This window comes from Nocardioides sp. Root140 (genome assembly GCF_001426745.1).
Lineage (GTDB): Bacteria > Actinomycetota > Actinomycetes > Propionibacteriales > Nocardioidaceae > Nocardioides.
This window is the reverse complement of sequence record NZ_LMFI01000016.1, coordinates 90,233-102,620: the sequence shown is the minus strand read 5'-3', so window position 1 is coordinate 102,620 and position 12,388 is coordinate 90,233. Positions and strand designations below refer to the sequence as shown.

The 12,388-nt window shown below is 70.0% G+C and carries 14 protein-coding genes; 10 read left to right on the top strand and 4 right to left on the bottom strand.

The features are described from left to right. The first annotated feature begins 28 nt into the window (after positions 1–28). The 9 genes from groL (at position 29) to ASD30_RS24450 (ending at position 6,999) form a co-directional block, all read left to right on the top strand. Entirely contained in the window at positions 29–1,678 is a 1,650-nt protein-coding gene (gene groL / locus ASD30_RS24490) for a chaperonin GroEL (RefSeq protein WP_056688936.1), read from the top strand. Positions 1,679–1,690: 12 nt separating this feature from the next. Continuing rightward, the gene (locus ASD30_RS24485) at positions 1,691–1,918 is read left to right on the top strand and encodes a hypothetical protein (RefSeq protein ID WP_056688537.1); all 228 of its coding nucleotides are present in this window, start codon (positions 1,691–1,693) and stop codon (positions 1,916–1,918) included. A 24-nt stretch (positions 1,919–1,942) separates the two neighbouring features. After that, positions 1,943–2,290, top strand: a complete 348-nt coding sequence (locus ASD30_RS24480) for a hypothetical protein (RefSeq protein ID WP_056688535.1) — start codon at positions 1,943–1,945, stop codon at positions 2,288–2,290. Then, positions 2,287–2,520: a FeoA family protein gene (locus tag ASD30_RS24475; RefSeq protein ID WP_056688532.1), complete on the top strand. Its 234-nt coding sequence runs from the start codon at positions 2,287–2,289 to the stop codon at positions 2,518–2,520. The genes ASD30_RS24480 and ASD30_RS24475 overlap by 4 nt, the downstream gene beginning before the upstream one ends. Next, complete coding sequence (locus ASD30_RS27325; RefSeq protein ID WP_200951247.1) at positions 2,517–3,401, top strand: FeoB small GTPase domain-containing protein; 885 nt, start codon at positions 2,517–2,519, stop codon at positions 3,399–3,401. Before ASD30_RS24475 ends, ASD30_RS27325 begins: the two co-directional genes overlap by 4 nt. Further along, positions 3,398–4,822, top strand: a complete 1,425-nt coding sequence (locus ASD30_RS27320) for a nucleoside recognition domain-containing protein (protein ID WP_056688529.1) — start codon at positions 3,398–3,400, stop codon at positions 4,820–4,822. Before ASD30_RS27325 ends, ASD30_RS27320 begins: the two co-directional genes overlap by 4 nt. 217 nt (positions 4,823–5,039) lie before the next feature. Then, positions 5,040–5,510, top strand: a complete 471-nt coding sequence (locus ASD30_RS24460; protein WP_056688526.1) for a TIGR03618 family F420-dependent PPOX class oxidoreductase — start codon at positions 5,040–5,042, stop codon at positions 5,508–5,510. A gap of 95 nt (positions 5,511–5,605) precedes the next feature. Continuing rightward, positions 5,606–6,676 (top strand): zinc-dependent alcohol dehydrogenase, encoded by a 1,071-nt coding sequence (locus tag ASD30_RS24455; protein ID WP_056688523.1) that lies wholly within the window; start codon positions 5,606–5,608, stop codon positions 6,674–6,676. 143 nt (positions 6,677–6,819) lie between these two features. Further along, positions 6,820–6,999, top strand: a complete 180-nt coding sequence (locus ASD30_RS24450; protein WP_056688520.1) for a hypothetical protein — start codon at positions 6,820–6,822, stop codon at positions 6,997–6,999. A 160-nt stretch (positions 7,000–7,159) separates the two neighbouring features. Here the strand turns inward: ASD30_RS24450 and ASD30_RS24445 are convergent, their stop codons facing one another. From ASD30_RS24445 to ASD30_RS24430, 4 genes are read right to left on the bottom strand one after another with little or no spacing between them, the layout of a single operon-like run. Further along, on the bottom strand, positions 7,160–8,149 hold the full coding sequence (locus tag ASD30_RS24445) for an NAD(P)H-dependent flavin oxidoreductase (RefSeq protein ID WP_056688517.1): 990 nt from the start codon (positions 8,147–8,149) through the stop codon (positions 7,160–7,162). Then, positions 8,146–8,955 carry an enoyl-CoA hydratase/isomerase family protein gene (locus tag ASD30_RS24440; RefSeq protein WP_056688515.1) on the bottom strand — a complete coding sequence of 270 codons (810 nt, stop codon included), beginning with the start codon at positions 8,953–8,955 and terminating at the stop codon, positions 8,146–8,148. Before ASD30_RS24440 ends, ASD30_RS24445 begins: the two co-directional genes overlap by 4 nt. After that, complete coding sequence (locus ASD30_RS24435) at positions 8,952–10,100, bottom strand: acyl-CoA dehydrogenase family protein (protein WP_056688512.1); 1,149 nt, start codon at positions 10,098–10,100, stop codon at positions 8,952–8,954. The genes ASD30_RS24440 and ASD30_RS24435 overlap by 4 nt, the downstream gene beginning before the upstream one ends. A 48-nt stretch (positions 10,101–10,148) precedes the next feature. Further along, the gene (locus tag ASD30_RS24430; protein WP_056688509.1) at positions 10,149–11,345 is read right to left on the bottom strand and encodes a CaiB/BaiF CoA transferase family protein; all 1,197 of its coding nucleotides are present in this window, start codon (positions 11,343–11,345) and stop codon (positions 10,149–10,151) included. Between the two features lie 83 nt (positions 11,346–11,428). On the opposite strand from ASD30_RS24430, the gene ASD30_RS24425 reads away from it, so the two are divergent. Then, on the top strand, positions 11,429–12,340 hold the full coding sequence (locus ASD30_RS24425) for a LysR family transcriptional regulator (RefSeq protein ID WP_056688506.1): 912 nt from the start codon (positions 11,429–11,431) through the stop codon (positions 12,338–12,340). The last annotated feature ends 48 nt before the right edge of the window (positions 12,341–12,388 follow it).

The following is a 12,388-nucleotide window of genomic DNA, read 5'->3' as shown; positions in this document are numbered from 1 at the left end:
TCGATCACTACGTGAAGGGTTGCTCGACATGGCAAAGGAACTGCGATTCAACGAAGACGCTCGGCGACTGCTCGAGTCCGGGGTCAACGCCCTGGCCGACGCGGTCAAGGTGACGCTGGGCCCGAAGGGACGCAACGCCGTCCTGGAGAAGCTCACCGGCCCACCCACGATCACCAACGACGGGGTGACCATCGCCAAGGAGATCCAGCTGCGGGAGCCGTTCGCCAACATGGGCGCCCAGCTGGTCAAGGAAGTCGCGATGAAGACGAACGGGGTGGTCGGTGACGGCACCACGACCGCCACCGTGCTCGCCCAGGCGATGGTCCGTGAGGGGATGGCCGCGGTCACTGCGGGTGCCAACCCGATGCGCGTGCGTCGCGGGATCGAGCGCACCATCCCGGTCCTGATCGAGACCCTGGCCGAGATGGCCGTCGACGTCACCGGGCAGGAGGACCTCGAGCGGATCGCCACCCTGGCGGCCAGCGACGACGAGTCGATCGGCGTCGTGATCGCCGAGGCGGTGGCCCGGGTCGGTCGCAACGGCATCGTCACCACCGAGGAGTCGGAGTCCCTGGGCCTCTCGGTCGACGTGGTCGACGGCATCGAGTTCGACCACGGCTACATCTCCGGCTACATGGTCACCGACCAGGAGAAGATGGAGACGGTCTACCAGAACCCGGTGATCCTGCTGACGAACAAGAAGATCAGCCAGGTCCAGGACATCATGCCGACCCTCGAGCTCGCCAAGCGCGCTGAACGGCCCTTGGTGGTCCTCGCCGAGGACGTCGACGGGCCGGCGTTGCAGCTCCTGGTCGGCGGCAACATGCACAACACCATGCAGTCGGTCGTCGTCCGCGCTCCCGGTTTCGGGCACCGCCGCGTCGCCGAGCTGCAGGACCTCGCGGTGGCTCTGGGCGGTCAGGTGATCGCCAAGGACACCGGGCTCGAGCTGAGCGAGGTCACCGCTGCGCACCTCGGCTCCTGCGATCGGATCACGATCACCGAGAGCGACACCACGATGGTCGGTGGGCACGGTGAGAAGGAGCTGCTCGATGCCCGCATCAAGCAGCTGGAGACCCAGTTCGAGCGGGCCCGGCTCGACGCCGACCAGGACAGCCTGCAGCTGAGGCTCGCCCGGCTGGCCGGCACGGTCGCGGTGATCAAGGTCGGAGGCGCTACCAGCGTCGAGCTCAGGGAGCGGATGCTGCGCGTCGACGACGCCCTGTCCGCGACCCGGGCCGCGCTCGAGGAAGGGGTGGTGGCCGGCGGCGGCGCTGCACTCGTGCACGCCCAGGACGCGGTGTCGCGGGTGGAGCTGACCGGCGACGACGCGGTCGGCCGTGAGGTCGTACGGCGAGCACTGGCCGAGCCGCTGCGCTGGATCTCGATCAACGCCGGCTACGACGGCGACGAGGTGGTCGAGAAGGTGGCCACGTTGCCGCCCGCGCAGGGTTTCAACGCGCTGTCGGGTGAGTACGTCGACATGTTCGTCGACGGTGTCATCGACCCGTTCAAGGTGACCAGGGCCGCGCTGGAGAGTGCCGCCTCGATCGCCGCGCTGCTGATCACCACCGAGACCGCAGTGGTCGAGGAAGTCTTCGGGAACCCGGGAGCGATCATGGCGCCCGGCTTCGGCGACCTGGCCGAGGGCATGGTCCGGCCCTCGAACATCTACTGAGGTGATCGGGCAATGGACAGCGGACTGCTCCTGGTGGCCGTCGGTGCATTGCTCGTGACGAGCCTGCTGCTGCGCAACGCGGCAGCAGGCCACGTCACGCCCGACATGGTGCCCACCTGCCTGGCCGGCCGGCTCCGGCTCAGCAACCGGCTGTCGCCGGTCCTCCTGGTCGCGGCGACGGCCGTGCTGCTCGGTGGCATCGCGCTCATCGTGCTTTCTCAAATTGCGACAGGGGTGTGAAGTGGATCACCCTAGGGTCACGGCATGACGATGGTGTCCACCTCCCACGACCGGTCGGCCGTCGACCGGGGGACCTGCTGCGACCCCGAGCTGGAGCAGGGGTTCGCCGCGTTCCTCTCGGCGGTCTTCGCCCTCGCCGACGTTCGTGAAAGGGCCACCGTCGCGGCGATCGCCGTACGCGTCGGCACCTCGAGCGCTGCGGCCAGGGTCACCCTGCGTGGCCTCCACGAGCACGGTCTCGTGGAGGCCGGGGGCAACGGGTGGGTGACCCTGACCGAGCACGGGATGGAGCACGCCAGGGCGGCCCTCGGCGACCCGGAGCCCGACCGGGCCGGCGACAGGGCCCTGGTTCCCTCTGAGGTGCGGCGATGACCCTCGACGAGTTGCCCCGGTCGGGGCGGGCGATGGTGACTGGTCTCGATGCGAGCGGTGCGGCGCGGCGTCGGTTGATGGACCTCGGGGTGTTGCCGGGTGTTGAGGTGACTGCCGAGGGCACCAGTCCTCTGGGGGATCCGACGGCGTACCGGGTCCGGGACACCGTGATCGCCCTGCGTCGGGTGCAGGCCCGTGGCATCCATGTCGTCCTGTGGGGCGAGCGATGAACGTCGATCTGCCGATGCCGAACGAGTCTCCCGGGGCCGCCGGTCCGGCCTGTGGAACCTGCGCCCTGCACGGTGTCGCGAACCTCAAGAGGTTCGGCGTGGCTGCCGGCGATGCCGACGTGGTGGTCGCGTTGGCCGGCAACCCCAACACCGGCAAGAGCACGGTCTTCAACGCGTTGACCGGCCTGCGGCAGCACGTGGGCAACTGGCCCGGTACGACGGTCACCCGGGCCGAGGGCTCCTACGGGTTCGGTGACCGTGGGTTCAAGGTGGTCGACCTGCCCGGCGCCTACTCGCTGCTCTCCACCAGCAGCGACGAGGAGGTGGCACGCGACTTCCTCCTCTTCGGGGACCCCGACGTGACCGTGGTCGTGGTCGATGCGACCCGGCTGGAACGCAACCTCAACCTGGTGCTGCAGATCCTGCAGGTCACCGACCGGGTCGTGGTGGCCCTCAACCTGATGGACGAGGCGAGGCGGCATGGCGTCGAGATCGACGTACGCCACCTGACCCGGGCACTCGGCGTACCGGCAGTGCCGATGGTGGCGCGACGGGGCGAGGGCATGTCGGAGCTGCTGGCCGCGATCGCCGAATCGGCACCCGCACACACACACCCACACGGGCACACACCCGGACACGCACCCGGGCACGGGCACGGTCATGGATCGGGGCGGCGGTTGCGCAAGCAGAAGTTCGAGCCGGACGTCTCGCGGGCCGTCGACGAGCTGGCCGACCAGCTGCGCGAGGAGTTCCCCGGCATCGCCAACGCGCGCTGGGTGGCGTTGCGGCTCCTCGAGGGCGACCCCGGCATCGAGCGCGCCGTCCAGGACGGCACCCTCGGCGAGCTGGCCCGCCAGCAGACCGGACGGCTGGCCTCATGAGCAGGGATTCGGTGCTGGAGACCGCGGCCCGTCTACGGCGCACCCTGCCGGAGGACTTCGGTGACGGTGTGGTGACCTCGATCTTCGACGACGCGGCCCGGATCGCACGCGCCAGTGTCTCGACCGCCGGGGAGGACGGTGCCACGAGGCGTCCGGCGTTCGACCAGGTCCTCGACCGGGCGTTGACCCACCGGGTGTGGGGCTTCGTGGTGATGGGGGCACTGTTCTTCGGGGTCTTCTGGTTCACCATCGCCGGTGCCGCGGTCCCCTCGGACCTGCTCTACGTGCTGCTCGTCGACCACGGCCACACCTGGCTCCGCGCCGGGTTCGCGGTGGTCGGCTCGCCCTGGTGGGTCACCGGCCTCCTGGTCGACGGGGTGTACCTGGGCACGGCCTGGGTGGTGGCGGTGATGCTGCCCCCGATGGCGATCTTCTTCCCGCTCTTCACCCTCCTGGAGGACTTCGGCTACCTGCCCCGCGTGGCGTTCAACCTCGACCGCCTCTTCGCCGGCGCCGGCGCCCACGGCAAGCAGTCCCTCACGATGATGATGGGCTACGGCTGCAACGCCGCCGGCGTGACGGCCACCCGCATCATCGACAGCCCCCGCGAGCGACTGATCGCGATCATCACCAACAACTTCAGCGTCTGCAACGGCAGATGGCCCACCCTGATCCTGATGGGCACGATCTTCATCGGCTCCCTCGCACCACCCGCCCTCGCCGGGGTCCTCGCCGCCGCAAGCGTGGTCCTCGTCGCCGTACTCGGCATCCTCACCACCCTCGCCGTGTCATGGGCCCTGTCCCGCACCGTGCTGCGGGGCGAGACCTCGGTCTACTCCCTCGAGCTGCCGCCCTACCGGCCACCCCAGGTCTGGCGCACCATCTACACCAGCATGATCGACCGCACCTACAAGGTGCTACGCCGGGCACTGGTGATGGCCGCCCCGGCCGGTGCGGTGATCTGGCTGCTCGGCAACCTCCACCTCGGCGGCACCAGCCTGGCCGCGCACCTCGTGACCGGCCTCGAACCCGCCGGGTGGGTGCTCGGCCTCAACGGGATCATCCTGCTCGCCTACCTGGTCGCCATCCCCGCCAACGAGATCGTCATCCCGACCATCCTGATGCTCACCCTCACCCTCGGCCACACCACCGGTGCGGCCGCCGACGCAGCCGCCGGGGTGATGGTCAACCTCTCCGACGCCCAAGCCGGCACCGTGCTGGTCGACATCGGAGGGTGGACCCTGCTGACGGCGGTGAACCTGATGCTCTTCTGCCTGCTCCACAACCCGTGCAGCACGACGATGTTGACGATCTGGCGGGAGACGCGATCGGTGAAATGGACGACCCTCGCCACGGTCCTGCCGCTGGGGTTGGCCGGCCTGGTCTGCACCCTCGTCGCCCTCGCCTGGCGGACGTTCTAGCCCACACCAAACAACAGGAGCCGCCGTACACCGGCACCACCGCGCCCCTGTCGCCACCTCACACCCCGCCAGCGGGGTGCACACCGTCATGGACAGCGCGTTACATGCGGGAGGGGGAGCGGTGGGCTCACCGCGCACCCGCTCGCGCGGGCCTCAACCCTTGGGCCGGGCGCACTAGGGTTGAGGTGACACGTTCCCCTCCCCGAACGGAGCGACCATGGCCCGCACGATCGCCACCAACACCAAGGTCGACCTCGACGGACTGCTCGAGTTCGTCCGCCCGCGCCACCACATGCTTCTGATCACCCAACGAGCCGACGGGGGCGTGCAGGCCTCGCCGGTGTCCGGCGGCGTCGACGACTCCGGCCGGCTGGTGATCGCCAGCTACCCCGAGCGCGCCAAGACCCGCAACGTGCGACGACGTCCCGACGTCTCCGTGGTGGTGGTCTCCGACGAGTGGAACGGAGCCTGGGTGCAGGTCTCAGGAACGTGCGAGGTCCTCGACGCCACCGAAGGCGACGAAGCCCTGGACGCCTTCGTCGAGTACTTCCGCAACATTGCCGGTGAGCATTCCGACTGGGCCGAATACCGCCAGGCGATGCTCGACCAGGGCAAGTCGCTGCTGCGCATCACGCCCACCACGTGGGGTCCCATCGCGACCGGCGGCTTCCCGACGCGCCTGGCCTGATCGACCAGCAGGGTCCATCGCTGGGGTTGCCGGGTATGATTGTTGAACATTCAACCAAATGGGCGCACAGCCCTGCGAACCGAAGGAGTGGAGCCATGGCCGGCGCAGTGAACGAGAGCGGCACGCCCAAGGCACACCCGGTGGTGACCGTCACCGGACCCCGCACACTGCACGAGTCGAACGAGACGCTCACCCTGCCTGAGCCGGGCCGCGCGATCGTTGACATCACCTACACCGGCGTCTGTGGCACCGACGTCCACGGCTACACCGACGGGCACATGCTGCCCCCGGCCGTGTTCGGCCACGAGTGGACCGGACGCGTGAGCGCCGTCGGAGACGGAGTGACCGGACTCGACGTCGGCCAGCGCGTCGTCGGCGGTGTCGGACCGGCCTGCGGCACCTGCTCCCAGTGCATCGCCGGACACACGCGCCAGTGCGACACCGCCTTCGCCGAAGCAAATGGCGTCGACCCGGATGCCCCCGAGCACGGCGCCTTCGCCGGTCAGGTGCATGTCTCGGCCCGCCGGCTCATCCCGGTCCCGGACGAGGTCACCGACATCGAGGCTGCCCTGGTCGAGCCCGCCACCGTCACCTTCCACGCCGTACGCCGGGTCGCCGCGGCCCCCGGCGCCATCGTCGTTGTCCAGGGAGCCGGCCCGATCGGACTGTTGACCGCGCAGAACGCACGCAACGCCGGTGCCGGCCACGTCATCGTCTCCGAGCCCTCGTCCGCGCGTCGCGACATGGCCACCGGTCTCGGATTCACCGATGTGGTGGACCCGAGCGAGCTGAAGGCTCGCGTGGAGGCCATGACCGACGGCCGTGGCGCCGACGTGCTCTACGAATGCACGGGCGTCGCCGCACTACTGCAGCCGTCCGCCGAACTCGTACGCCGCGGCGGCACGCTTGCCCTGCTCGGCTTCCCGCTGGACACCTCGACGGTGAGCTACGGCGACTGGCAGGTCCGCGAGCTGACCGTCATCGGCTCCCTGGCCTACAACCACGACGATTTCGTCGCGACCATCCGGTTGATCGCCGAGAAGAGGATCGACGTTGCCCCGCTGCACACCGGCACCGTCAGCCTGTCCGAACTCGGCGACCTCCTCGAGGAGCTCGACTCGGGCAAGAGCAGTCACACCAAGGTGCTGGTGAACCCGCACGCGTGATGAGGGCCGCCGCGAACGTCGTCCTTCCACTCCGTCCCCACCATCAATGGCGATGAGCTGGATCGGGGGGTCCGAGTAGGGCTGACGGCCTTCGTCTCAACTTGAGACCGGTGGAGCCGGCACAAGAGTGAATCGTGTGGGCCATGGTGAGCTACCGCTTCCTTGACGCCCTCGGCCAGGTCGTGGCCGAGGGCGACCATCCAGACCACGCCGCAGCTCTCGAGTGGGCCCGCATCGAGGAAGAGACCGCGGACGGCGTCAACCGTGTGGAGTACTTCGGACCTGACAAGCACTGGCGTTGGGCCGGTCCACTGCAGGCCTGATCCTTTCGCTGGGGGCGTTGCGTCCCCGAGCAGGGAGAACCTGTCGCGAACTGCGGCAGTTCGCTCGTGCGGCGTCCGCGGTTCCGCTCGAGCGACCGCACGAGAGGCGCCAACTGCCGCAGTTCGCGACGCGGAGCCGTGCGGCGGACTCGGCCTCGGATCAGCTGACCGCGCTGGCCAACCTACCGGCGATGAGGTCGACGGCCTCGGCGACGATCCGGCTGACCAGGGCGTCGACGGTGGGGATGTCGTCGATCAGGCCCTGGCACATGCCGACGCTCCAGATGCCGGCCTCGGGGTCGCCGTTCTCGTAGACCGACCGACCGCGTACGCCGGCCACCAGCTCGCGCACCTCGGCGAACTCCGCGCCGGCGTCGAGTCGGCGTACGACCTCCTGGCTGACCGCGTTGCGGGCCACCCGGGCGGTGTTGCGCAGCGGCCGGAAGATCAGCTCGGTGTCGTGCTCGGTGGCAGCGACGATCTGCTCCTTGATCCGGCGGTGCACCGGCGCCTCCTCGGTGCAGAGGAAGCGGGTGCCCATGTTGACGCCGTCGGCGCCCAGCGCGAGCGCGGCGACCAGGCCTCGGGCGTCCGCGAAGCCGCCCGAGGCGACCACGGGGATCGACAGTGCTCGCGTGGCGGCGGGGATCAGCACGAGTCCGGGGATGTCGTCCTCGCCGGGGTGGCCGGCGCACTCGAAGCCGTCGATGCTGACCGCGTCGACGCCGAGGGCCTCGGCCTTGAGCGCGTGTCGCACGCTCGTGCACTTGTGGATCACCTTCACGCCGGCCGGCCGGAACACCTCGAGGTGCTCGGCGGGCATGCTGCCGGCGGTCTCGACGATGCGTACACCGGACTCGATGATCGCCTGCCGGTACTCGGCGTACGGCGGCGGGTTGATCGTCGGCAGGATGGTCAGGTTCACCCCGAACGGCCGGTCGGTGAGGTCGCGGGTGCGGAGGATCTCCTTGACCAGGTCCTCGGGCGTGGGCTGGGTCAGCGCGGTGAGGAAGCCCAGTGCCCCCGACTCGGCCACGGCGGCGACGAGCCCGGCGCGGCCGACCCACTGCATGCCGCCCTGGATGATCGGGTGCTCGACACCGAAGAGCTCGGTGAACCTGGTGCGCAGGCGGGGCGCCGGTGCCGTCATGACAACACCTCGACCGAGACGGGGGACGCGGCAGCGCCCGCGAAGTCCGCGGGACGGCGCTCGAAGAAGGCGGCGCGGCCCTCGGCGAACTCAGGGGTTGAGAAGAGACTCATCTGCACCTCGGCCTCCGCTGTCAGGATGCCCTCGAGGGTCTGGTCGGGCTGGGCGAGGATGCGGCGTACGCCGGCGAGCGCCGGTGCGGACTTCGTGGCGAGCTCGCCGGCCAGGACGAGCGCCCTGTCGAGGACCGTGCTGTCGTCGACCAGCTCGTCGACCAGGCCGCAGGCAAGGGCGGCGGGAGCATCGAGGGTGCAGGCGGTCAGCACCATCCGTCGGGTCAGCGCCGGCCCCACCCGCTGGGGGAGCGACCAGAGCAGGCCGGTGTCGGGGGCCAGCCCGATCTTCGCGAACGACGCGGCGAACCGGGCCGACTCGGAGGCGACCACGAGATCGCAGGCGCAGGCCAGGGCCAGGCCGAGGCCGAAGGCACCGCCCTCGACGGCCGCGACGATCGGTGTCGCCGAGGTGACCATCTGTCGGGCGATCGCGTTGACCAGTTCGAGTCGGCGGCGGCTGATCTCCGGGTCCGTCGTCATCGAGCCGATGTCACCGCCGGAGCAGAACATCGGGGCGGCACCGGTGAGCACGATCGCGCGTGACTCCCGCTCCGCGAGCACGAGCGCGTCGAGCAGCGTGGCACGGTCGTCGAGGTCGACGGCGTTGCGGCGCTCGGGGCGGTTGAGGGTCAGGACGCGGACCGGGCCGTGGTCCTCGACCAGGAGGCCAGGGCTGGTGGGGGCGCTCATGCCTCGAAGGCCCGGATCATCTGCTTGGCGATGATCAGCTTCTGGATCTCGCTGGTGCCCTCGTAGAGCCGGAACAGGCGGGCGTCACGGTAGAACCGCGACACCGGGACCTCGCTCATGTAGCCCATGCCGCCGTGGATCTGGACGGCCCGGTCGGCGACCCGGTCGACCATCTCGGTGCAGAACAGCTTCGCGCTCGACGGTGCGATGCGCCGGTCGGACTCGTCGTCGTAGCGGCGGGCCGCCTCGAGCACCATGCACTCGCCGGCGAACGACTCGGCCTCGCTGTCGGCGAGCATCGCCTGCACCAGCTGGAAGTCGGCCAGCTTCGTGCCGCCCTGGGTGTTGGTGGTGGCGTGCTTGAGGCTCTCGTGGATCAGGCGCTTGGAGAGTCCGACCGACATCGCGGCGATGTGGATCCGGCCCTTGACCAGCGACCGCATGGCGGTGCCGAAGCCCTCGCCCTCGACCTCGCCGACCAGGTTGCCGACCGGCACGCGCGCGTTGTCGAAGAACACCTCGGAGGTGGCCGCGCCGCGCTGGCCCATCTTGGCGTCCTTCGGCCCGACGGTGACGCCCGGTGTGTCAGTGGGTACGACGAACACCGAGATGCCCTTCGTGCCGTCAGTGACGTCACCGGTGCGTGCGAAGACCATCAGCAGGTCGGCGTACATCGCGTTGGTGATGAAGCGCTTCTGGCCGGAGATGACGTAGTCGTCGCCCTCGCGGACCGCCTTGGTGCGCAGGCCGCTGGGGTCGGAGCCTGCCTCGGGCTCGGTGAGCGCGAACGACGCCACCAGGTCGCCGCTGGCCAACCCGGGCAGCCAGCGCTCCTTCTGGGCCTCGGTGCCAGCGTTGACCAGGACCTGCCCGGCGATGCCGTTGTTGGTGCCGAACATCGACCGGAAGCTCGGCGTGGTCCAACCGAACTCCATCGCCAGCCGCACGTCCTCGAGCTCCGACATGCCCAGGCCGCCGTACTCGGTGGGAATCATGTAGCCGAACAGCCCCATCGCCTTGGCCTTGTCGCGCAGGCGGTCGGGGATACGGTCGCTCTCCTCGATCTCGTCCTCGGCCGCGACCACGTCCTTGCGGATGAAGGTGCGGACGGCGTCGAGGACGAAGGCGAATTCGTCGGGTTCCATGGGGACTCCTGGGGGCTCGTTCGGTGGAGGTCGTGAGGGGAGTGGCAGTCAGGCGAGGCCGATGACGCCGGTGGCGGCGAGCTTGGCGATGGCGACGTCGTCACGGCCGAGCTCGGTGAGCACGGCGGCCGTGTGCTCGCCCAACGCCGGGATCGGACCCATCGGCAGCTCGACGTCGCGGAACGTGGTCGGCGGCAGGACCGCGTCGACCGGGCCGGACGGCGTCTCGACCGTGCGCCAGCGGTCGCGCTCGGAGAGCTGCGGGTGCTTGGCGAGGCCGGCCATGTCGTTGACCTGCGCGGCGGCGACGCCGGCCTCGGCCAGGCGCCGGTCGAGCTCTGCGGTGGTGAAGCCGCGGGTCGCCTTGCCGACGATCCGGTCGACCTCGGCGCGGTTCGCGACGCGCTGCGGGTTCGTGGCGTAGTCGGGGTGCTCGGCGAGCTCGGGCAGCTCGAGGACGTGGGTGACCAGCGCGCGCCAGCCGCGGTCGTTCTGCACGCCGATCAGGATCTGGCCGTCGGAGCTGGGGTAGGCGTCGTACGGCGCGATCGAGGCGTGGCTGAGTCCCATGCGCGGGATCTGCACGCCGCCGTAGAGGTGCATGTAGAGCGGGTGGCCGAGCCACTCGACGGTGGCGTCGAACATCGAGATGTCGACCACGCCGCCCTTGCCGGTGCGCTCGCGACGGAACAGCGCGCCGAGCACGGCCTGCGCGGTGTAGAGGCCGGCGGCGATGTCGGAGCTGGGCACGCCGGTCTTGGTCGCGGTGTCGGGAGTGCCGGTCACGGAGACCAGGCCCGACTCGGCCTGGATCAGCATGTCGTAGGCCTTGCGGTCACGCAGGGGTCCGTCGGTGCCGTATCCGGAGATGGAGGCCACGACCAGGCGCGGGTTCTCGTCGGCCAGCTCCTGGAGGTCGAGACCGAGCCGGGCTGCGGCGCCCGGGGCGTTGTTCTGCACGAACACGTCGGCACCGGCGATCAGCTCGCGGGCCAGGGCGAGGCCGTCGGGGTCCTTGAGGTCGAGCGCGACCGACTCCTTGCCGCGGTTGAGCCACACGAAGTGCGAGGCCAGGCCGTTGACTGCCGTGTCGTACTGGCGGGCGAAGTCACCCTCACCGATGCGCTCGAGCTTGATCACCCGGGCGCCGAGGTCGGCGAGGTGCCGGGTGGCGAGGGGCGCGGCGACGGCCTGTTCGAGGGCCACCACGGTGATTCCGTCGAGCGGCAGGAGCGGTGAGGTCATGCCCTCAGCATCGCCGAGGAGTCTATTGCGCGTCCAATACCCAATCGGTGGACAATCATTGCTTCTGACGCAATAGTTGGCGGATGGAACTGCACCACCTCGAGGCCTTTCTCGCGGTCGCGGACGAGCTGCACTTCGGCCGGGCCGCCGACCGGTTGCACATGGCCCAGCCGCCGCTGAGCCGCATGATCAAGCAGCTGGAGCGTGAGCTGGGGTCGCCGCTGTTCGAGCGCACCACCCGCAGCGTGCGCCTGACCACCGCCGGCGAGGCGCTGGTGCGCCCGGCCAACGACGTGCTCGAGGGAGTGCGCGTGGCCAAGCGCGCCGTACGCTCGGCCGGCCGTGGCGAGACCGGCCGGGTCCGCCTCGGCTTCGCGGGCCCGTCGTCGCACGTGCTGGTCGGCCAGCTGGGCCGGGTCGTGCGCGAGCAGCACCCGGGCATCGAGCTCTCGCTGCGGAGCACCACCTACAACTACGAGGCCCTGCGCTCCCTGGTCGACGGCGAGCTCGATCTCGTGATCGCGCGCTGGCGCATCGAGCCCGAAGGTGTGGACTACCGCCCGATCGCGGCCGAGCGCTACGTGATCGTCGTCCCGCACGGACACCGCTTCGCCTCACGCAAACGGCTTTCCATGGCCGACCTGCGCGACGAGCAGTTCGTCGCCCTGCCCGCCGACCCCGGATCCAGCGTGCGCGACGGCATGTTCGACCTGGCCAAGGCGGCCGGCTTCCAGCCCAACGTCGTGCAGACCGCACCCGACTCGTGGACCGTGATCGCGCTCGTGGCGGCCGGGGTCGGCATCACCTTCACCCTCGACACGGCGGTCGCCAACGTCGTCCAGCGCGGCATCGGTGTGATCCCGCTCCAGGAGGGCAACCGGGCGTCGTACCAACAGCTGGTCTGGCGCAAGGGGGACCGCAACCCGGCCCTGCTCGCGGTGCTGCGCTCCTCGGAGGAGGCGCTGCCTACGCCCGAGGGTGCGGAGCGGTCCTGAGCTGGGTTGTCGCTCAGCGTGGCCCCGGAGCGGTGGTGACGCCGATCC